A 21,240-nucleotide genomic window follows, 5' to 3' on the forward strand; every position below is an offset into this window, starting at 1 on the left:
TCACCGTTTGCTTTTGATGATGGTGCCCAGGCCTTGCAGATAGGCCACCAGCGCGTCCATTTCGGTTTTGCCCTTCACGGCATCCTGTGCGCCGGCGATGTCTTCGTCGGTGTAGGGGACGCCGAGGGTGCGCAACACTTCCATTTTTTTCGCGGTTTCCTTGCCGTCGAGCTTGTTTTCCACGAGGAACGGATAAGCCGGCATTTTCGACTCTGGCACTACGTTGCGCGGGTTGTACAAGTGCGCGCGGTGCCAGTCATCGGAGTAACGCGCACCGACGCGGGCGAGGTCCGGGCCGGTACGTTTGGAGCCCCACAGGAACGGGTGATCCCAGACGCTTTCGCCAGCCACCGAGTAATGCCCGTAGCGTTCGGTTTCAGCGCGGAACGGGCGGATCATCTGCGAATGGCAGCCGACACAACCGTTGGCGATGTAAACGTCGCGGCCTTCCAGTTCCAGCGCCGAGCGCGGCTTCATGCCTTCGACCGGCTTGTTGGTGACATCCTGGAAAAACAGCGGAACGATTTGGGTCAGGCCGCCAACACTGACGGCGATGACCATGAAGAAGGCCAGCAGGCCAATATTCTTCTCGACAGCTTCATGCTTCATCAGTGAGCTCCAACAACGGCGATCTGGGCAGCGGCTTCGGCTTCAACCGGGTTCGAGGCGCGTACGGTGCGCCATACGTTGTAAGCCATCAGGAACATGCCGCTGGCGAAGAATGCACCGCCCAGAGCACGAACGATGTAGCCAGGATGGCTGGCCTGCAGCGCTTCAACGAAGGAGTAGGTGAGGGTGCCGTCGTCGTTGATGGCGCGCCACATCAGGCCCTGAGTGATGCCGTTGACCCACATCGAAGCGATGTACAGCACGGTGCCGATGGTGGCGAGCCAGAAGTGCGCGTTGATCAGGCCGACGCTGTGCATCTGCGCCCGACCGAACAGTTTCGGGATCATGTGATAGATCGCGCCGATCGAGATCATCGCGACCCAGCCGAGCGCGCCGGCGTGAACGTGGCCAATGGTCCAGTCGGTGTAGTGCGAGAGCGAGTTGACGGTCTTGATCGCCATCATCGGCCCTTCGAAGGTCGACATGCCGTAGAACGCCAGCGACACCACGAGGAAACGCAGGATCGGGTCGGTGCGCAATTTATGCCACGCGCCCGACAGGGTCATCATGCCGTTGATCATGCCGCCCCAGCTCGGCGCCAGCAGGATGATCGACATTGCCATGCCCAGCGATTGTGCCCAATCCGGCAGCGCGGTGTAGTGCAAGTGATGCGGGCCGGCCCAGATGTACAGGGTGATCAGCGCCCAGAAGTGCACGATCGACAGGCGATAGGAATAGATCGGACGTTCAGCCTGTTTCGGCACGAAGTAGTACATCATCCCGAGGAAGCCGGTGGTCAGGAAGAAACCCACCGCGTTGTGGCCGTACCACCACTGGATCATCGCGTCGGTCGCGCCGGAATAGGCGGAGTAGGACTTGAACAGGTTCACCGGCAGGGAGGCGTGGTTGACGATGTGCAACATCGCGGTTACGACGATGAAAGCGCCGTAGAACCAGTTGCCGACGTAGATGTGCTTGGTCTTGCGCTTGGTAATGGTGCCGAAGAACACCAGCCCGTAGGTGACCCAGACAATGGCCAGCAAAATGGCGATCGGCCATTCCAGTTCCGCGTATTCCTTGGTGGTGGTGTAACCCAGCGGCAAGGTAATGATCGCGCCGACAATCACCGCCTGCCAACCCCAGAAGGTGAAGGCCGCGAGGCTGTCGGAAATCAGTCGGGTCTGGCAGGTTCGCTGCACGACATAGTAGGAAGTGGCAAACAGTGCACAACCACCGAAGGCGAAAATCACCAGGTTTGTGTGCAACGGGCGCAAGCGTCCAAAGCTCGTCCACGGCAGACCGAAGTTCAATTCCGGCCAGACCAGTTGCGAGGCGATGAAGACACCGAGCCCCATGCCAAGGATCCCCCAGACCACCGTCATGATGGCGAACTGGCGGACTACCTTATAGTTATAAGCAGTCGGACTGATTGCTGTGCTCATTCTAAGGTTCCACGGTTTAGGTGTTTTATTAGGATTAAAATCGGCCGCAAGTATGCAGAGAGCAGGGGGTCAATGCAACGCGCCATGACCTGAGTCAATGCTTTCCAACGCTGATTCTGCGGCCTTTCCATGCGCCGCGTAAGGTCAAAAATGGCCTCTGACAAAATGTCGCATGGAACGAAAAAAGCGCGGGGTCCGGATCGCCGTCATCAATGCCTGTTCGCAGGTCGTGTTCGGGGGACTGAGGGCAATCGGCGCAACAGCCGTTAACTGCCTGCCTTTGCGGCTAATCCATCAACCGGTGCATGGCGCGCATCGTTCGGGATTGATCTGAAGACCGACTTCAGCCGGTCCGCTTCGATCAAGCGTAGACCCGAATCCGGGGTTCCGAAAGGAGAGGTTGCGAGGGGTGCGACAATGCGTCGCAAGGGGGCGGGAAACTGCCGCGACAAAAAAGTCGCGACAGTTGTGTGTTCAATATCTATTTTGTATTGGCTTCACTTGTGAGTTTATCTTCATTCAATCCGTGGCTAAGGCTGTATACATAAGCAGCGAGCAATTGCACTTTATCGTTCCCCAGCAATTCATTCTGCGCAGGCATGTGTCCCTGACGACCATGGCGGATGGTCTGTTCCAGTTGGGTCAGGCTGGTGCCGTAAATGAAGCTGGCCGGATGGGTCAGGTTCGGTGCGCCCATCGCCGGCGTGCCTTGACCGCTGGCGCCGTGGCAAGCAACGCAAGTGCTGCTGAACGCTTGCTGCCCGGCCTGCAGATCCGCCTTGCTGTCGGCGGTCAGCGGCAGGCCGGCCAGTTCGTGGCGCACATAGGCGGCAACATTTTTCACCCCAGCCTCACCGAGCACTTCGCCCCACGCAGGCATCGCCGCCATTCGCCCACCCATGATGGTGGTCTTGATCGTCTCGGCATCGCCGCCCCAGCGCCAGTCGCTGTCGGCGAGGTTAGGGAAGCCGAACGCGCCCTTGGCATCGGAGCCATGGCACACCGAACAATTGGAGGCGAACAGACGACCGCCCATTTTCAGCGCCTGCGGATCCTTCGCCACTTCTTCCAGCGGCATCGCAGCGAACTTGGCGAAGATCGGGCCGAATCGGGCGTCAGCCTTGTTCATTTCCTTTTCCCACTCGTGCACGCCGGTCCAGCCATCCTCGTAGCCGGGCAGGATGCCTTTCCAGCTGCCAAGGCCCGGATACAGGACCAGATAACCCACGGCAAACACCAGCGTGCCGGCGAACAGCATGAACCACCACTGTGGCAGCGGATTGTCGTATTCCTCGATGCCGTCGAAGCTGTGGCCCATGGTCTGGTCGACGCTGCCCTTGGTTTCGCCCCGGCGCGTGCCGATCAGCAGCCAGGTCAGGCCGATCAGGCTGCCGAGGGTCAGTACGCAGATCCACGTACTCCAGAAGGTGGTCATGGCCGGGTACTCCTTGTTTCAGGGGCTGAATGTGTTTCGGGTTGTGGTTCGTCGGCGAACGGCAGCAGGCGTGCTTCGGCGAATTCCGGGGTGCGCTTGCGGTTGAACACCCACAGCGTCAAACCGACGAAGGCGACGAACACCACAACCGTGCCGAGGCCGCGGATCAGGCCTGCACTCATTTCAATGACCATGGCTCACCTCTTGCTCTTGATCGCAGTGCCGAGCACTTGCAGATAGGAAACGAGGGCATCCATTTCGGTTTTGCCCTTGAGGCTGGCCACCGCGCCGGCGATGTCGTCGTCGGTGTACGGCACGCCGAGGGTGCGCATGGTTTTCAACTTGGTTTCGGTGTGGCTGCTGTCGACCGCTTGGGTAACCAGCCACGGATAGGCCGGCATTTTCGATTCCGGCACGACGTTGCGCGGGTTGTACAAATGCGCGCGGTGCCAGTCATCCGAGTAGCGTGCGCCGACTCGCGCCAGATCCGGCCCGGTGCGTTTCGAACCCCAGAGGAACGGGTGATCCCAAACGCTTTCGCCGGCCACCGAGTAGTGCCCGTAGCGTTCGGTTTCGGCGCGGAACGGGCGGATCATTTGCGAATGGCAACCGACGCAGCCTTCGCGGATATAGATGTCGCGGCCTTCCAGTTGCAGCGCGGTGTAGGGCTTCATGCCTTCCACCGGTTTGTTGGTGACGTCCTGGAAGAACAGCGGGACGATCTGGGTCAGGCCGCCGATGCTCACGGCGAACACCATCAGCAGCATCAGCAGGCCGACGTTCTTTTCAATGGTTTCGTGTTTCATGGCGGACTCCTCAGGCCATCTGCGCGGCAGCGACGACTTCGGCAGGCTGCGAGGCCCGCACGGTGCGCCAGGTGTTGTAAGCCATCAGCAACATGCCGCTGAAGAAAATCGCCCCGCCGACCAGCCGCACGACAAAGCCCGGATGGCTGGCCACCAGAGTTTCGACGAAGGAGTAGGTGAGCGTGCCGTCCTCGTTGACCGCGCGCCACATCAGGCCCTGGGCGATGCCGTTGACCCACATCGAAGCGATGTAGAGGACGGTGCCGATGGTCGCGAGCCAGAAGTGCGCGTTGATCAGGCCAACGCTATGCATCTGCGCACGACCGAAGATTTTCGGAATCATGTGATACAGCGCGCCGATGGAAATCATCGCCACCCAGCCGAGCGCGCCGGCGTGAACGTGGCCGATGGTCCAGTCGGTGTAGTGGGAGAGGGCGTTGACAGTCTTGATCGCCATCATCGGCCCTTCGAAGGTCGACATGCCGTAGAACGCCAGCGACACCACGAGGAAGCGCAGGATCGGGTCGCTGCGCAACTTATGCCAGGCGCCCGAGAGGGTCATCATGCCGTTGATCATGCCGCCCCAGCTCGGTGCCAGCAGAATCAGCGACATCACCATGCCCAGCGACTGCGCCCAGTCCGGCAGCGCGGTGTAGTGCAAATGGTGCGGACCGGCCCAGATGTACAGGGTGATCAAGGCCCAGAAGTGCACGATCGACAGCCGATACGAATACACCGGACGTTCGGCCTGTTTCGGCACGAAGTAGTACATCATCCCGAGGAACCCGGCAGTGAGGAAAAAGCCTACGGCGTTGTGGCCGTACCACCATTGCACCATGGCGTCGGTCGCACCGGCATAAACCGAGTACGACTTGGTGAAACTCACCGGCAACTCAAGGTTGTTGACGATGTGCAGAATCGCCACGGTGATGATGAACGCGCCGAAAAACCAGTTGCCCACATAAATGTGTTTGGTCTTGCGCTGCATGATCGTGCCGAAGAACACGATGGCGTAGGCGACCCAGACGATGGTGATCAGGATGTCGATCGGCCATTCCAGCTCGGCGTACTCCTTGGAACTGGTGTAACCCAGCGGCAGGCTGATCGCCGCCAACAGAATCACAAGCTGCCAGCCCCAGAAGCAGAACGCGGCGATTTGCGGCGCGAATAATTGCGTCTGGCAGGTGCGTTGCACCGAGTAGAAAGAACTGGCGAACAGCGCGCAGCCACCGAACGCGAAGATCACCGCGTTGGTGTGCAACGGGCGCAGGCGGCCGAAACTGGTCCAGGGCAAATTGAAGTTGAGTTCGGGCCAGACCAATTGAGCGGCGAGAAAAACCCCGAGCCCCATGCCGACGATGCCCCACACCACCGTCATAATGGCGAATTGGCGGACCACCTTGTAGTTGTAGGCGGTACTGATAGAAGTGTTCATGGTTCCCCATCCACGGTTCAGCCGAAGTGAGCGCGCAAACCGCGCGAATCCTTCGCCTGGAGTTATAGGCAGACTAAAAGCGAGGCAAGCATGGACAAACAGCACAAGGCCAGTATTGACGGGGATCAATGGGCGCAGTGTGTGCGGGATCATGGGTGGCTTTGGGATGCCGCTGTTGGTGAGGCTTCGGCGACTCTGATCCTTGCTCACGGTGCAGGTGCGCCGATGGATAGCGACTGGATGAACGACATGGCTGGGCGGCTTGCCGGGCTTGGGGTCAATGTGTTGCGGTTTGAGTTTGCGTATATGGCGCAGCGGCGGGTTGATGGGGTTAAACGCCCGCCGAATTCTGCGGCGAAGTTGCAGGATTGCTGGCGGGAGGTGTTTGCGGTTGTGCGGCGTCATGTCGCTGGGGTTTTGGCTGTAGGCGGGAAGTCGATGGGCGGGCGGATGGCTAGTTTGCTGGTGGATGAGTTGGGGGCTGATGCGCTGGTGTGTTTGGGGTATCCGTTTTATGCGGTGGGCAAGCCGGAGAAGCCGCGGGTTGAGCATTTGGCTTCGTTGCGTACGCGGGCGTTGATTGTGCAGGGGGAGCGGGATGCTCTGGGCAATCGGGACGCTGTCGAGGCTTACGATCTATCGCCGAGTATTGAGGTGTTTTGGTTGGCCTCCGGGGACCATGATTTGAAACCGCTCAAGGTTTCCGGGTTTACGCATTCGGGTCATTTGGCGAGTGCTGCGCAGAAGGTGGCTGAATTTGTCCGTGACTGAGTTATAGCCGGGCCGAAATTTTGAACTTCATGAAGATAAGCCCCCTTTCCCCCTCGCCCCCTTGGGGGAGAGGGTTGGGGTGAGGGGGTTCGCTTTTGATCTTGGCTCTTGAGGGCATATCCGTTGCTGCGGTAACGGCTGCTTAGGGTTCCGCCCTTACGGCGGGTCACCTTTTTCAAACGCCAAAAAGGTAACCCAAAACGCTTGCTCCTACGTCCGGCCCTCGCAGGCTCGGGTCCCTTCGCTCCGGGATCAATCCGGGCGCAGCGGCTACGGTTTGCTTCGCTGCACCTCCTTCCGCTGTGTCTGGCTGCGCCAGACGGTCGCTGCGCTCCCACGCCCGGATCAATCCCTGCGCTCAGCCTTCCGACGTCGCCGGTGGATCAAGATCAAAAGCGGTACTCGAGCTTGCGCTCATTGTTGAGTGGGGCGGCTTCGCCGCGGGCAGCTGCGCTGCTTTGCTTTTCTGTGGGAGCGAGCCTGCTCGCGATGACGTCCTGACAACCGACCATTATCTACCGGCTGGACTCAATCCCTGTGGGAGCTGGCTTGCCAGCGATGGCGACCTCCCAGTCGACCAATCCCTCACTGACGTACTCGGTCCAAATGTGGGAGCGAGCCTGCTCGCGATAGCGGTCTGCCAGAGGCCACAAATCTCGGATCAAAAAAAGCCCGGACAGCTCTCGCTGTCCAGGCTTCCAAAGTCGAAAGATCGCAGCCTGCGGCAGCTCCTACAATGATCGGTGTAGGAGCTGCCGAAGGCTGCGATCTTTTACTTAGCGATTAAACCGCGCCACCAACGAATATTGCGTATTCGCCGTCTTGGTCAGCTCTTCACTCAGCAACGCCGAGTTATGCGCCTGTTCCGACGTCTGGTCCGCCAATTCCGAAATATTGCTGATGTTGCGGCTGATCTCTTCAGCCACGGCACTTTGCTCTTCGGTAGCAGCAGCGATCTGCGTGGTCATGTCGGTGATGTTGGCCACTGCTTCGCTGATGCCGACCAGTGCCTGATCCGCTTCCAGCACCCGCGCCACACCTTCTTCGGCCTGGCGATGCCCGGCTTCCATGGTTTGCACGGCGCTGGAGGCGGTCTGTTGCAGCTTGGCGATCAGGGCATGAATTTGCCCGGTGGATTCGCTGGTGCGTTGCGCCAGTTGGCGAACTTCGTCAGCTACGACCGCGAAACCACGGCCCATCTCGCCGGCGCGGGCCGCTTCGATGGCGGCGTTGAGGGCGAGCAGGTTGGTCTGGTCGGCGATGCCTTTGATCACGTCGACCACGCCGCCGATTTCGTCGCTGTCCTTGGCCAGTTGCGTCACTGTCAGGCCGGTTTCGCCGACCACTACGGACAGGCGCTGAATGGCTTCGCGGGTTTCCCCGGCGATGTCGCGGCCGCGGCCGGTGAGGCGATTGGCTTCCTGGGTAGCATCAGCGGTGCGTTGGACGTGGCTGGCGACTTCCTGGGTGGTGGCGGCCATCTGGTTAACGGCGGTGGCGACCTGTTCGGTTTCCACGCGCTGGCGTTCCAGCCCGGTCGAGCTGTTGTGCGCCAGCGCGTCGGACTGTTTGGCCTGATCGGTCAGGTGTTCCGCGGTGTCCTGCAAGCGGGTCAGGCAGGTTTTCAGACGTGCTTCCTGGCTGAGGATCGACATTTCCAGACGCGCCTGGGCGCCACGGCTGTCGGTGTACATCTGGGCGATCAGTGGGTCTGAAGTGGTCTGTTCGGCCAGGCGCAACAGGCGCTTGAGCCCGCGTTGCTGCCATTGCAGGCCCATCAGGCCCAGCGGCACCGACAGCGCAGCGGCGAGGGCGAAGCCCCACTGCGAGGTCAGCGTCGCGCCGATCATGAAGCTCAACTGGCTGACCAGAATGAACGGCAGCCAGTCCTGCAGGATCGGCAGCCATTTATCCGTCGAAGGAATCGCCGACTTGCCTTGGTTGATGCGTTGATAGAGCGCTTCGGCGCGGCGGATCTGCTCGGCGGTCGGCTTGACGCGCACCGACTCGTAACCGATCACCTGATTGCCTTCGAAAACCGGCGTGACGTAGGCGTTAACCCAATAGTGGTCACCGGATTTGCAGCGATTCTTGACAATGCCCATCCATGGCAAGCCTTGTTTCAATGTGCCCCACATGTGCGAGAACACCGCCGACGGCACGTCAGGGTGACGGACCAGATTGTGCGGCGCGCGGATGAGTTCTTCACGCGAAAACCCGCTGATTTCGACAAAGTCGTCGTTGCAGTAGGTGATCATGCCCTTGGCATCAGTGGTGGAGATCAACCTTTGCTGAGCCGGAAAAGTCCGCTCGCGCTGTGTAATGGGCTGGTTGTTACGCATGGTTTTTCAATCCGCAAGGCTTTCACAGGTTGTCGGCGTCGACAGGTTTTTATTGAAATTTTTTTTCAGATTCATGTACGGCGTCGCAAAATCGGGCTTGCCTCAGCTGGCCAGCATCGGATAGGTGAACAGGCTGAAATGCAGCAGGTTCAACCCGAAATGCGTGGCGATTGCCGCGCCGAGCCCGCCGAAACGATAGGCCAGACCATAGCCGACCCCGGCCAGTCCTGCCAGCAACACCCAGGTCCAGCCTGCACCCGCGTGGACCAGGCCGAAAATCAGCGAAGCGAGCAGCAGCGCAAGGTTTTCGCCGTAGGGCAGATGCTTGAGTCTGCGGCTCAGACCGCCCTGTATATAGCCGCGAAACAGCGCTTCCTCGACCAGCGTCACCAGCAGCAGGTTGTTCAGAACCCACAACCACGCCTGATCCGGCCACTTCGGCGCCCAACCGATCACTCCGAGCATCACCGCGCCGCCGAGGGCGAGGATCACGCTCAAGGGCAGGGCGAGGGCAGTCGCGCAGACCGTCAGGCGGAACGAGCGCCGCGCAACGATCCATGGGCAGACCAGCAGCAGCCAGAAGCCAATCAGCGGTTTATCCAGATTCAGGTACATGGCGAACGGCACCGCATTGTCGGTGAACCGTTGCGGGTGGATCGCCCGTCCGTTGAAGAATCCCGGCAGCCAGTGCAGAGCCAGGGCCAGCGCCAATACGATAAACAGGCCATGGCCGAGCCAGCGCGCGAACGGCACGTGTTGCTGGCGCACGGCAAAAGCGGCGATCGCCAGCAGCCCGATCGAGATCAGCGCGAGCCAGCCGAGTCGGCCATAGCTCAGCGCCAACCCGTAACCGATGCTGAGAAGCGCCAGATGAAGCCATGGCAAAGCCTTCATCGAAAGTCCCTGTGCACATTTGTGGAAGGGCTTTCTACACGGACGAGGGCGTGGGGACAAGTAAAGGTGTGGCGGAAAGCGGGGCGGATACCCACGACACGAACCTGTAGGAGCTGCCGAAGGCTGCGATCTTTTGATCTTGATCTTGAAAAAGCAAAGTCAAAAGATCGCAGCCTTCGGCAGCTCCTACAGGAGGATTTGTGCAGGGCTTGGGTTTTAGCGCAGGTTGAGTTTCGCCGCCGCGCGCTCGGTAATTTCTGTGCGCAGCTTTATCGATGGCGCGGCGCGCAACCTTGCCTCATCAACAACTGCGCTCGGCGCATACTCCAGCTGCAATTGCACCAGTTTGTAGGAGCTGCCGAAGGCTGCGATCTTTTGATCTTGATCTTGAAAAAGCAAAGTCAAAAGATCGCAGCCTTCGGCAGCTCCTACAGGAGGATTTGTGCAGGGCTTGGGTTTTAGCGCAGGTTGAGTTTCGCCGCCGCGCGCTCGGTAATTTCCGTGCGCAGCTTCAGCGATGGCGCGGCGCGCAACCTTGCCTCATCAACAACTGCGCTCGGCGCAGATTCCAGCTGCAATTGCACCAGTTTGTAGGAGCTGCCGAAGGCTGCGATCTTTTGATCTTGATCTTGAAAAAGCAAAGTCAAAGGATCGCAGCCTTCGGCAGCTCCTACAGGGGATTTGTGCAGGGCTTGGGTTTTAGCGCAGGTTAAATTCGCCGCCGCGCGCTCGGTAATTTCCGTGCGCAGCTTCAGCGATGGCGCGGCGCGCAACCTTGCCTCATCAACAACTGCGCTCGGCGCAGATTCCAGCTGCAATTGCACCAGTTTGTAGGAGCTGCCGAAGGCTGCGATCTTTTGATCTTGATCTTAAAAAGTCAAAAGATCGCAGCCTTCGGCAGCTCCTACAGGGGATTTGTTCAGGGCTTGGGTTTTAGCGCAGGTTGAGTTTCGCCGCCGCGCGCTCGGTAATTTCCGTGCGCAGCTTTAGTGATGGCGCGGCGCGCAACCTTGCCTCATCAACAACTGCGCTCGGCGCAGATTCCAGCTGCAATTGCACCAATTTGTAGGAGCTGCCGAAGGCTGCGATCTTTTGATCTTGATCTTGAAAAAGCAAAGTCAAAAGATCGCAGCCTTCGGCAGCTCCTACAGGGGATTTGTGCAGGGCTTGGGTTTTAGCGCAGGTTGAGTTTCGCCGCCGCGCGCTCGGTAATTTCCGTGCGCAGCTTCAGTGATGGCGCGGCGCGCAGACGGGCTTCATCGGCAATTGCACCCGGCGCAGTCTCCGGGCTGCCCGAGTTGAACGGCGGCGCCGGCGCATACTCCAGCTGCAATTGCACCAGTTGCGCAGTGTCGGCACCGACCAGTTCAGCGGCAAGCACCAGCGCGAAGTCGATCCCGGCGGTGATCCCGCCACCGGTGAACAGATTTCCGTCACGCACCACTCGATCCTTCACCGCTATTGCGCCCAGGGTTGGCAGCAAATCGTGGTAAGCCCAATGCGTGGTCGCGCGTTTGCCTTGCAGCAGGCCCGCCGCACCCAGCACCAGCGAGCCGGTGCAAACCGACGTCACATACCGAGCCTGCGCCGCCTGGCGCTTGATGAAGTCCAGCGTTTGTTCATCTTCCATCAGCGGCCCGACACCGCCGCCACCAGGGATGCAGATCACATCCAGCTGCGGGCATTCTTCGAAGGTTGTGGTGGGTTTCAGCAGCAGGCCGGTGCTGGACGTCACCGGCATCAGATCCTTCCAGACCAGATGCACCTGGACGCCTGGCAACGAGGCGAGCACATCATAAGGGCCGGTCAGGTCAAGTTGCTGAACTTGGGGAAACAACAAAAATCCGATCTGCAGCGTCATCGTTTTTGCTCCGTTGAAAGAAGTGGACGACTTCACTTTAGGCGCGTAGGTTCTGGCGCATACGCCAATAACCCCACGAATTACGCCAAATGCCCAAAGCCATTCACGTACTCGCGTTTGCCAACATGCAGATCCTCGACGTCACCGGGCCGTTGCAGGTGTTCGCCTCGGCCAACGATCTTTGTCGGCAACGCGGTTTGCCGACGCCCTATGCGCCGAGCGTGATCGCCAGCGGTGGCGGGGCAGTGATGTCGTCGGCGGGGCTGGCAGTGCTGGCCGACCCGTTGCCGCAAACGCCGAGCGATACGTTGATTATTGCCGGCGGCTGGGGCATTTATCCCGCCGCCGAAGATGCGCCGTTGGTGGACTGGGTGCGCGAACATGCGGCGAACTGCCGACGCGTCGCCTCGGTGTGTACCGGTGCCTTTCTGCTCGCAGCCAGCGGCTGGCTCGACGGCCGCCGTGTAGTCACCCACTGGACGCGCTGCGAACAATTGGCGCAGCAGCATCCAAAGCTGCAGGTCGAGGCCAATCCGATTTTCATCAACGACGGCCCGGTGTGGACCTCGGCCGGGGTCACGGCAGGTATCGATCTGGCGCTGGCCATGGTTGAGCAAGACTTGGGCAGCGACATCGCCCTCGACGTCGCTCGGCATCTGGTGGTGTTCCTCAAACGCCCGGGCGGTCAGTCACAATTCAGCGTGACCCTGTCGCTGCAGAACAAGGGCAACCGTTTTGATGAATTGCACGCATGGATCGCGGAAAACCTGACCTGCGACCTCGGCGTCCCGACCCTCGCCGAACAGGCCGGGATGAGCGAACGCAGCTTCATCCGCCATTACCGCGCCGACACCGGCCAGACCCCGGCCCGGGCTATCGAATTGATCCGTGTCGAAACGGCGCGGCGGTTACTGAGCGATACCGGTTTGCCGGTGAAACGCATCGCCGTCAACTGCGGATTTGGCAGTGAAGAAACGCTGCGCCGCAGCTTCCTCCGTGCCATTGGCGTGACGCCACAGGCTTATCGCGAGCGCTTTTCGGTTAACGCGGCCGCAGATGCTGTATTGCCTTGAAAGATGATTGACCGAGTGACGCCTTCAACCGGTGATGCCTTCCCTTAGGCCGCAGCTTCCACAACCAGATTGACGGGAGTGGTGAGCGATATTTCGGGGCCGCTTTGCGACCGATCTGGAGCAAGCTCCCTCGCCACAGGGGTGAGTGTTTGCCGTGTTTGTCTGTATTGAACACCGCGATTTCTTACAAGCCTCGCCGACCATTACGGCTGCCAGGAACTCTTTTCTCCATTCAATTTGCGATCAAGAAATGTCGCCGCACTGATCAATGCCAAGTGCGTCAACGCTTGCGGCGTGTTGCCCAGATGTCGGCCTTGGCTGTCGAACTCTTCGGCGTACAGCCCCAGCGGATTGGCATAACGCAATAATTGCTCGAATTCCAGATGGGCCTTATCCACTTGGCCGGCGCGGGCCAAGCATTCGACGTACCAGAACGAGCACGCGGCAAACGCGCCTTCGGTGCCGGTCAAACCGTCGATGTTGCTGTCTTCATTGCGATAGCGGTACACCATACCGTCGCGCACCAGGGTTTTTTCAATCGCCTCGAGTGTCGACAGCCACCGCGGGTCTTTGGCGCTGACGAAGCGCACCAACGGCATCAACAACAGTGAGCCATCGAGCGCCGTGCCGCCCTTGTACTGAACGAAATGCCCGCGTTCTTCATTCCAGAAATTGTCCCAGATGTCGCTGTAGATCGCCTGCCGGGTCTGATCCCAGCGGGCGAACGGCGCCGGCAGCGAGCGTTTCGAAGCCAGACGGATGGCTCGATCCAGCGCGACCCAGCACATCAGGCGCGAATGCAGAAAATGATGGGTTTCGCCGCGCATCTCCCAGATGCCGACGTCTTCGGTCTGCCAGGTCTCGCAGACCTGATCGACCACTTCGCCGACGTGCTTCCAGCCTTCATGGGAAATCGCGTCGCCATATTTGTTGACGAGATAGACCGCGTCCATCAACTCGCCAAAGATGTCGAGCTGGATCTGGTCATAGGCGCCATTGCCGATGCGCACCGGTTGCGCGCCGCCATGCCCGGCAAGGTGCGTCAGTTCGGTTTCCGGCAATTCCTGACGACCGTCGATGGCATAGAGGATATTAAGCTTCATCGGCTTGCCGCAGCAGTCGCTGACCCGTCCCCGGAGCCATTGCATGTAGGCATTGGCTTCGTCGACAAAGCCCAGGCGCATAAAGGCATAGACGGTGAACGAGGCGTCGCGGATCCAGGTATAGCGATAGTCCCAGTTGCGTTCGCCGCCCGGCGTTTCCGGCAGGCCGAAGGTGGCTGCGGCAAGGATCGCGCCGTGCTGGCGCGAGGTCAGCAGCTTCAGCGCGAGGGCCGAACGGTTGACCATTTCCCGCCAGCGTCCGCGGTAGTTGGACTGGCGAATCCAACCGCGCCAAAAACTCAAGGTACGTTCCATGCACAACTGCGCGGCGTCTTCGGCGAAGCGTGGATCATCTTCGCCACCCAGCAGGAACGACGCAGTCTGATCGCGCTGCAAAGTGAACGAAGCCACAGCCGCCTCGCTGTCGATCTGCAACGCTTGATCGGACGCCAGACGCAGCGACGGTTGACCCTGTGCACTGAAAATCACCGTCTGCCCGTCCATCTGCGCGCGGGTCTCGGCGCGGGCGTAGTCGTGGCGCACGGCGCAGCGCATCTGAAAAGTCGCCTCACCGCTGACCACTCGCACCCGGCGCATCAACAACGGCAGGGCGTCGGCGTGATCGCCAATCGGCAGCAGGTCGGTGATTTCCACCACGGCTTGGTCGCTCAGCCAGCGCGTTTGCAAAACGTTGGTGTCGGGCAGGTAAATCTGTTCACGCCGCGCGTCGGGCAAGTCCGGCGTCAGTTGGAAGATGCCCGCGTCAGGGGTATCCAGCAGCGAACAGAAAATCGACGGGCTGTCGAATTCCGGCCAGCAGAAAAAATCCACGCTGCCCTTGTCGTCGACCAGTGCCGCACTGCGCATGTCGCCAATTATGCCGTGGGCGTCGATAGCGCTTTGTCCTTCGTTCTGATGCTCAGCCATTGCCGCGAAACTCCGGATAAAGGCTCATCCCGCCGTCGATGAACAGCGTCGTGCCGACGATGTAGTCGGAAGCATCCGATGCAAGAAAAACCACCGCGTTGGCGACATCTTCGACATCGCCGAGGCGCCCGTAGGGGATCAGTTCCAGCAGTTTTTCACCCGCCGCGTCTTCGGTGGCTTTAGCGTTGATCGCCGTTCGGATTGCGCCCGGGGCAATGCTGTTGATGCGAATGCGCTGGTGACTGACTTCCTGGGCAAGGCTCTGCATCAATTGATCGACACCGCCCTTGGACGCCGCGTAATTGACGTGCCCGGCCCATGGAATGCGCTGGTGCACCGAACTCATGTGGATGATTTTTCCAGCTGCTCGGGACACACCCTGGCGAATGCCCTGACGCTGAAAAATTCGCAGCGCCGCGCGAGCGCAGAGAAACTGGCCGGTGAGATTGACACCGATCACGGTGTTCCAGTCTTCCAGCGTCATGTCCACCGCGGCCGCGTCTTTTTGCAGACCGGAATTGGCGAGCAGAATGTCCAGCGAACCGAAAGCGTCGAGGGTCTCGCGGAACAGCCGTTCCACCTCGTCTTCCTTCGAAACATCGGCACCGATGGCCAGTGCTTTACCGCCGTCGGCAATGATCTGTCGGGCCAGTTCCTCGGCCGGTTTGGCATTACTGTTGTAATTGATGACCACGGCGGCGCCGGCGGCGGCCAGTGCCTTGGCGGCGCCGTGGCCGATGCCGGAACTGGCGCCGGTGATCAAGGCTACTTGCTGGGCGAGGGAGATCTGCATGTCAAATCGCGCCTTGGGTCGGAGAGCTTATGTAGCTGACTGACGAGCGACGACGAGAGTTCAGCCGCAATCATGAAAAGATCGACAGCTTCAGACCTGATAACGCCCGCTGGTGCGGTGCCATTCGAGATTGCCGGCCAGCCAGCTCTTGATTCCGTGCAGATAGCGTTTGAGCAGCGGCGAGGCGTGCGGCAATACCGCACGTTCCGCCGCCTCGTACAGATGCATGATCTGGTCGTGTACGGCAGCACTTTGCATCATCGCTTCTGCGGGCGAACAACCCTGTTCACGGATCAATAACAACGGCAGGTTGAAATCGCCGATGCCGGCCTGCTGTTCCTTCAGCGCCGAAAACAGATCATTGGCGATAATCGTGGCGCTGGCGGCGAGAGCGGTGATGCGCCGCACATCGGGGGCGCTGTAGACATTGGCGGGCAATTCATAGCCGCCAATGATGTCGATCAGCGACAGGCAGGGCAGGAAACTGTTGACCTGACGGTGTGCCAGATATTCCCAGAGCGCGGGCGTCAGTCCTTCGATTCGCCACGCCGCTTCGGCGGTCATGGTGACAAACATGGCAATGATTTCATGGCGAACGCGGGCAACCTGCGCCGCTGTCGCCAAGCACTCCACCCGCGTCAGGTATGCACGCAGAGCGACCAGCACCGGATCGCTGTGCAATGCCAGCTCAAGCCCCGGCTGAAACTGTTCGCTCAAATAAACCGGTTCCAGCGCTGCCAGCGCCAGGGACAGGCGCGGCCCGACCATTCGTGGTTCAGACCCGGTTCGCTCATCATCGCAGTAGTAATCGTCCACGGCGAACAGAGCGGCAAAACATTGCGCTGCCAGCAGCAGCCGATCGGGATCATCGGTGTCGGTGTGACACAGCATGGCGAAGCGCCCGAAACCCATGGCACGAACCTTGTCGTGCTGACCCGGAAAAATGCCCACCTCGGCGATCCACGGCAGGAGGCGGTCGTCGACCTCCGCCGTCAGCGCGGCGTCGATTCGAAAAGGTGCCAGTGCGTACAAGGCTGGAACGGCCCAGGGTGATTTTTTCCGAACACCCGAACGTTGGGCTGATGATGGGTTCGCTGAGCTTCGGACGGCCTCAAACCACTCTTGCATGCTCTCGATCCCGAAGTGCTCAACCATCCGCCGAAACCACACCGTGAAAATGTCGGGCCGATGCTCGATCCGCTCGGCTATCTCCTGCAGTGACAGCCACTCCCAGTCTTGGGCTTCCTCCGGATTGATCTGCGGATCTGTCTGACTTACACCGATGAAGACATGATCGAATTCATGCTCGACCAATTGATTGGACACCTGTTCGTGATAGAGCATCGAGGCGACTTTCTGCAGTTTGCATGTCATGCCCATTTCTTCGTGCAATCGGCGGCGCGCGGCGGCCGCCGTCAGTTCTCCCGGACGAGGATGTCCGCAGCAGGTGTTGGTCCACAAACCTCCAGAGTGATACTTGCCCGATGCGCGTTGCTGCAGAAGAAGTCGCCCTTGCGGATCGAAAAGCAGGATTGAAAACGCTCGATGACGCAGGCCCTCATGATGCACTTGCAGCTTCGGTGCAACGCCGATCTGGCGGTCTTTGGAGGAGACGAGAATCAGCAAATCATCCATGGCGAGACTCCATAGCATTTGCATCGCTGACCTGGCCAGATTTCGTCCTTTATACCCGTACAGGCGTGCAGGCAACGTCGGGCGGGAGGCAACGACGACTGTCAGGGCAAGTGGCGGTGGATCATATCGGCCAGACCATGCAAAGGCGTGGTGTTGCCCGGCAGCGTTTGCAAGGAATCGTGGGCCTGTTCAATCAACTGTGTCGCGTGTTGTCTGGACATTGGTAATCCGTGCACCGATACGTAGGTGGCTTTGCCGTCTCTGGCGTCCTTTCCGGCGGTTTTGCCAAGCGTGGCACTGTCCAGGGTGATGTCGTGAATGTCATCGATGATTTGCAGAGCCAGGCCAATTGCGTTTGCGTAATGATCAAGTTCGGGAATGAGGGGATGCGATGACCCAGCGCACAGCGCAGCCATGCGCACACTGGCCCGAATCAGTGATCCGGTTTTCATCTGATGAAGGGTTTGCAATTGCATGACGTCGAGTGTCCCGCCAACAGCCGCGAGATCAAGCGCCTCGCCGCCCGTCAGCCCGATGGACCCGGACGCCCCGGCCAACTCTTTGACCAGTCGCGTCAGGCATTCGGCTTCGGCGGGCGTTTGACTCAGCACGTTGAACGCCTGTGCGAACAATGCATCGCCGACCAGAATTGCCAGCGCCTCATCGTACTGAACATGCACCGTCGCGCGTCCGCGGCGCAAATCATCGTTATCGAGGGCCGGAAGGTCGTCATGGACCAGCGAAGCAGCGTGGATCAATTCCACCGCGGTGGCGGCGTGATCCAAGGCGTCGGGCGCGACCGAGAATATTTCACCTGCTGCGTGACACAGCAGTGGACGCAGGCGCTTGCCCGTTCCGAGGACCGCATAGCGCATCGCATGATGCAGGCGCGGAGGCTCCGTGGTCGCGGGCGGTAATGCGCACTCCAGGGCAAACTGAATGCGGGGCAGCTTGGCCTTGCGCCATTGCTCGAACGACGCAGGCGTGCGGTCATACGCGACGTTGTTGAGCCTGAGAAATCTGTTCATCGGCTGTTTCTGCGCAGAAGATCGAAGCGTCATGAGAGCGCGATTGGCAAGAAAAGACACCTGTCAGATCTGACAGGTCAGTACGGGTTTTCGACAAATGGTCATCGTCGTTCAGCGGCTTCGCCAGTTTGAGGGCGCGGGGGATTTCACACTCCACCAACAATTCCCCGCTTCCACGCCACTCGCCGCTATGGCAACTTGGCCGCCCCTGATGAGGCTGCAATCGATGGCAAACCCCTACCGCGAATTATTCAACGCACCCGGCGCGGGCAAGTTTGTGCTGGCCGGGATGATCGCGCGCATGCCGATCTCCATGACCGGCATCGGCCTGATTACCATGCTCTCGCAGTTGACCGGGGGCTATGCGTTGGCCGGTGGTGTGGCGGCGACTTTCGCCTTGGCCACGGCATTTTGCGCACCGCAGGTGTCGCGTCTGGTCGACCGTTTCGGGCAGAGCAGAATCCTTCCGCTGTCGGCATTGATCGGTGGCGGCGCGCTGTTGATGGTGCTGTTGTGCACGCGGGTGCAAGCGCCGAACTGGACGCTGTTCATCTTCGCCGCGCTGGCCGGTTGCATGCCGAGCATGTCGGCGATGGTGCGGGCGCGCTGGACCGAAATCTATCGCGGGCAGCCGCAGTTGCGGACGGCGTACGCGCTGGAATCGGTGCTCGACGAGGTGTGCTTTATCGTCGGGCCGCCGTTGTCGGTGGGCCTGTCCGTTGCGGTGTTTCCCGAGGCCGGACCGTTGGCCGCGCTGGTGGCGTTGGCCGTCGGCGTGACGGCGTTTGTCGCCCAGCGCAGCACCGAGCCGGCGGTGCATCCGCGCGAGTCCGAGGACCAAGGTTCGATCATTCGCTCGCCTGACGTCCAGTGGTTGCTGGCGTTGATGCTCGCCATGGGCATTATTGTCGGGGTGATCGATGTGGTCAGCGTCGCCTTTGCCCGGCATCAGGGCCAGCCAGCGGCGGCGAGTATCGTCTTGTCGGTGTACGCCATTGGTTCGTGCCTGGCCGGTATAGCCTTCGGAGCGATGCGTTCGAAACTGCCATTGCCGCGGCTGTTTCTGTATGGCGGTGTGGCGACGGCGGTGACCACGTTGCCGCTGCTGCTGGCGAGCAATATCGTCGGCTTGTCGATCGCGGTGTTCATCGCCGGACTGTTCTTCTCGCCGACGCTGATCGTCGCGATGGCGTTGATCGAGCGCATCGTGCCGCCAGCCAAATTGACCGAGGGCCTGACGTGGCTGGTGACCGGATTAAGCATCGGCGTGGCGATTGGCGCCGCCGGGTCCGGTGCGCTGGTGGATGGATTTGGCGCGCGCAGCGGATTCTGGCTGGCGATTGCAGCGGGCGCGGTGGTGTTGGGCTCCGCGATACAAAGCTTCCGCCACCTGAAATGACGAGCTGCGGCACGCTGCGATCTTATGAGCTGATCTTCAAAAATCAAAAGATCGCAGCCTCGTTGCACCCGACAGCTCCAACAGGGGATGTGGGGTTATCGATGTAGGAGCTGCGGCACGCTGCGATCTTTTGATCCTGGTCTTCAAATCAAAAGATCGCAGCCTCGTTGCACTCGACAGCTCCTACAGGGGATGCGGGGTTATCGTTGTTGTAGGAGCTGCGGCACGCTGCGATCTTTTGATCCTGATCGTAAAAAATCAAAAGATCGCAGCCTCGTTGCACTCGACAGCTCCTACAGGGGATGCGGGGTTATCGTTGTAGGAGCTGCGGCACGCTGCGATCTTTTGATCTTGATCGTAAAAAATCGAAAGATCGCAGCCTCGTTGCACTCGACAGCTCCTACAGGGGATGCGGGGTTATCGTTGTTGTAGGAGCTGCGGCACGCTGCGATCTTTTGATCTTGATCGTAAAAAATCAAAAGATCGCAGCCTCGTTGCACTCGACAGCTCCCACACGGGGATGTGGGTGGGGTTACCAGCCTCGGCCGGAATTGACCCAGAAGTTTACCGACAATGATGTCGACACTGACTCCACCTGATGGAACCAGCCTTCCGGCAAGAACAGCAGATCACCAGCCTCCAGCGTCACGCGCAGAAACGTGACGTCCCGTGCCGCCGGGAAGCGTTCGTAATCCGGCGCATCGGGGTTGAAATCACAGCCGTCGAGCCCACCCTTCGGCGCGGTCGACCAAGTGCCCAGGGCTTCCCGATGATGCGGCGCGGCGAGGGTGAATTTTTTCTGGCCCCAGACCTGGGCAAACAGATTGTCGGTGTCATCGCGGTGCAACGGTGTCAGCGTGCCTTTGGGCCCGATCCAGATACGCGGCGGGATGAACAGCGACGCGTCGAAGTAGGGCGGGTATTGGATCTGCTGCATCAACTGCGCGGGCAAAATGTTGTTGCCCATATACGCAGGCGGCTCGCCGTCCGGGCCTTTGACCGCTGGCTTATCCAGCGAGGCGATGAAATCGGCCATCGATGTGGAGCGGAAATCACGCTCGGTGGAAAACGTCTTCTTCACGTAATCGCCATGGCGGGTGATGCCTTGCAGCTCGGCGAAATGCACCAGTGATTCTTCGCGGCTGAGCTTGAACAGCGGCCAGTCGTGCAGCGCATTGCTGATGACCACCGGGATGCCGTTGGGCAAATATCGACCGTGGAAATCGGTCACCGACAGATCCGCGCGCGCAACGCGTTCGATGCTGCGTTGGGTCGGCAGACTGGCGGTGAGTTTTTCGCTGAAGCGCGGCGGCGTTGGGTAGCGCTTGTTCATGTCGACTTTTTCCGCGACCCCGCCGCCATGCATCGCCTGCTCGATGATCTGTGGCAACAGCGTCGCCAGGCCCATGTTGCCGCCGATCTTCAGACGCCCGCTGGCGAACAGTTCTTCGACGTTGGCAATGCCACCCATGATGCCGAGGAAATCCTTTTCCGCGACTTCGATGGTCACGTCCGGGCTGGCGTGGCGCCCGGGCACGGTGCGGCTGCTGGCCTTGACCTCGGACCAGTAGGCCTGCTGCGGGCCAAACACGAATTGAAAGACGCCTTCGATGCCGACAGCGCCGGCATTGGCGAACAGTTTGCCCAGGATGCTCTGCAGGTCCACGGTGATCCCTCATTATTGGTT

Annotated in this window: 18 protein-coding genes and 2 pseudogenes; 3 read left to right on the forward strand and 17 right to left on the reverse strand. The window is 60.1% G+C overall.

Going from position 1 to position 21,240, the window contains the following annotated elements; all coding sequences use genetic code 11:
• From ccoO (EL257_RS09110) to ccoN (EL257_RS09135), 6 genes are all read right to left on the reverse strand, one after another.
• Positions 1–609 carry a cytochrome-c oxidase, cbb3-type subunit II gene (gene ccoO, locus EL257_RS09110; RefSeq protein WP_126361819.1) on the reverse strand — a complete coding sequence of 203 codons (609 nt, stop codon included), beginning with the start codon at positions 607–609 and terminating at the stop codon, positions 1–3.
• Positions 609–2,051: a cytochrome-c oxidase, cbb3-type subunit I gene (gene ccoN, locus EL257_RS09115; RefSeq protein ID WP_126361821.1), complete on the reverse strand. Its 1,443-nt coding sequence runs from the start codon at positions 2,049–2,051 to the stop codon at positions 609–611. The genes ccoO (EL257_RS09110) and ccoN (EL257_RS09115) overlap by 1 nt, the downstream gene beginning before the upstream one ends.
• A gap of 481 nt (positions 2,052–2,532) precedes the next feature.
• Positions 2,533–3,486: a cytochrome-c oxidase, cbb3-type subunit III gene (gene ccoP / locus EL257_RS09120; RefSeq protein ID WP_126361823.1), complete on the reverse strand. Its 954-nt coding sequence runs from the start codon at positions 3,484–3,486 to the stop codon at positions 2,533–2,535.
• The gene (locus EL257_RS09125) at positions 3,483–3,680 is read right to left on the reverse strand and encodes a cbb3-type cytochrome oxidase subunit 3 (RefSeq protein WP_126361825.1); all 198 of its coding nucleotides are present in this window, start codon (positions 3,678–3,680) and stop codon (positions 3,483–3,485) included. Before EL257_RS09125 ends, ccoP begins: the two co-directional genes overlap by 4 nt.
• A 3-nt stretch (positions 3,681–3,683) precedes the next feature.
• The gene (gene ccoO / locus EL257_RS09130; protein WP_126361827.1) at positions 3,684–4,292 is read right to left on the reverse strand and encodes a cytochrome-c oxidase, cbb3-type subunit II; all 609 of its coding nucleotides are present in this window, start codon (positions 4,290–4,292) and stop codon (positions 3,684–3,686) included.
• Positions 4,293–4,302: 10 nt separating this feature from the next.
• The gene (gene ccoN, locus EL257_RS09135) at positions 4,303–5,727 is read right to left on the reverse strand and encodes a cytochrome-c oxidase, cbb3-type subunit I (RefSeq protein ID WP_126361828.1); all 1,425 of its coding nucleotides are present in this window, start codon (positions 5,725–5,727) and stop codon (positions 4,303–4,305) included.
• A 90-nt stretch (positions 5,728–5,817) separates the two neighbouring features.
• Between ccoN (EL257_RS09135) and EL257_RS09140 the strand changes: the two genes are divergently transcribed.
• Positions 5,818–6,498, forward strand: coding sequence for an alpha/beta family hydrolase (locus EL257_RS09140; protein ID WP_126361830.1), 681 nt, complete (start codon positions 5,818–5,820; stop codon positions 6,496–6,498).
• 776 nt (positions 6,499–7,274) lie between these two features.
• Here EL257_RS09140 and EL257_RS09145 read toward each other — a convergent pair.
• The 6 genes and pseudogenes from EL257_RS09145 to inhA form a co-directional block, all read right to left on the reverse strand.
• Positions 7,275–8,840 (reverse strand): methyl-accepting chemotaxis protein, encoded by a 1,566-nt coding sequence (locus EL257_RS09145; protein WP_126361832.1) that lies wholly within the window; start codon positions 8,838–8,840, stop codon positions 7,275–7,277.
• 102 nt (positions 8,841–8,942) lie between these two features.
• Positions 8,943–9,734, reverse strand: coding sequence for a CPBP family intramembrane glutamic endopeptidase (locus EL257_RS09150; RefSeq protein WP_126361834.1), 792 nt, complete (start codon positions 9,732–9,734; stop codon positions 8,943–8,945).
• Between the two features lie 216 nt (positions 9,735–9,950).
• On the reverse strand, positions 9,951–10,139 hold the full coding sequence (locus EL257_RS28365) for a hypothetical protein (RefSeq protein ID WP_419866593.1): 189 nt from the start codon (positions 10,137–10,139) through the stop codon (positions 9,951–9,953).
• Between the two features lie 53 nt (positions 10,140–10,192).
• Positions 10,193–10,324: pseudogene (locus EL257_RS09160) on the reverse strand (DJ-1/PfpI family protein); the annotation flags it as partial.
• A 343-nt stretch (positions 10,325–10,667) separates the two neighbouring features.
• Positions 10,668–10,799, reverse strand: a pseudogene (locus tag EL257_RS09170) (DJ-1/PfpI family protein); the annotation flags it as partial.
• Positions 10,800–10,908: 109 nt separating this feature from the next.
• A complete protein-coding gene (gene inhA, locus EL257_RS09175; protein ID WP_126361836.1) occupies positions 10,909–11,595 on the reverse strand; it encodes an isonitrile hydratase in 687 nt (228 codons plus the stop codon).
• Positions 11,596–11,684: 89 nt separating this feature from the next.
• Between inhA and EL257_RS09180 the strand changes: the two genes are divergently transcribed.
• Entirely contained in the window at positions 11,685–12,668 is a 984-nt protein-coding gene (locus EL257_RS09180) for a GlxA family transcriptional regulator (RefSeq protein ID WP_126361838.1), read from the forward strand.
• A gap of 203 nt (positions 12,669–12,871) precedes the next feature.
• Here EL257_RS09180 and EL257_RS09185 read toward each other — a convergent pair whose 3' ends face one another.
• The 4 genes from EL257_RS09185 to EL257_RS09200 all read right to left on the reverse strand — a co-directional run bounded on the left by EL257_RS09185 (position 12,872) and on the right by EL257_RS09200 (position 18,214).
• Complete coding sequence (locus tag EL257_RS09185) at positions 12,872–14,698, reverse strand: glycoside hydrolase family 15 protein (protein WP_126361840.1); 1,827 nt, start codon at positions 14,696–14,698, stop codon at positions 12,872–12,874.
• On the reverse strand, positions 14,691–15,491 hold the full coding sequence (locus tag EL257_RS09190; protein ID WP_126361842.1) for a glucose 1-dehydrogenase: 801 nt from the start codon (positions 15,489–15,491) through the stop codon (positions 14,691–14,693). The genes EL257_RS09185 and EL257_RS09190 overlap by 8 nt, the downstream gene beginning before the upstream one ends.
• 90 nt (positions 15,492–15,581) lie before the next feature.
• Positions 15,582–17,150, reverse strand: coding sequence for a family 2 encapsulin nanocompartment cargo protein terpene cyclase (locus EL257_RS09195; protein WP_331852536.1), 1,569 nt, complete (start codon positions 17,148–17,150; stop codon positions 15,582–15,584).
• 77 nt (positions 17,151–17,227) lie between these two features.
• Complete coding sequence (locus tag EL257_RS09200; protein WP_126361846.1) at positions 17,228–18,214, reverse strand: polyprenyl synthetase family protein; 987 nt, start codon at positions 18,212–18,214, stop codon at positions 17,228–17,230.
• Between the two features lie 166 nt (positions 18,215–18,380).
• Here EL257_RS09200 and EL257_RS09205 point away from each other — a divergent pair, with 166 nt between their 5' ends.
• Positions 18,381–19,553, forward strand: a complete 1,173-nt coding sequence (locus EL257_RS09205; protein WP_126361848.1) for an MFS transporter — start codon at positions 18,381–18,383, stop codon at positions 19,551–19,553.
• Positions 19,554–20,085: 532 nt separating this feature from the next.
• Here the strand turns inward: EL257_RS09205 and EL257_RS09210 are convergent.
• Entirely contained in the window at positions 20,086–21,219 is a 1,134-nt protein-coding gene (locus EL257_RS09210) for a cupin-like domain-containing protein (protein WP_126361850.1), read from the reverse strand.
• Positions 21,220–21,240 lie beyond the last annotated feature (21 nt).

Source organism: Pseudomonas fluorescens (assembly GCF_900636825.1).
GTDB lineage: Bacteria > Pseudomonadota > Gammaproteobacteria > Pseudomonadales > Pseudomonadaceae > Aquipseudomonas > Aquipseudomonas fluorescens_BG.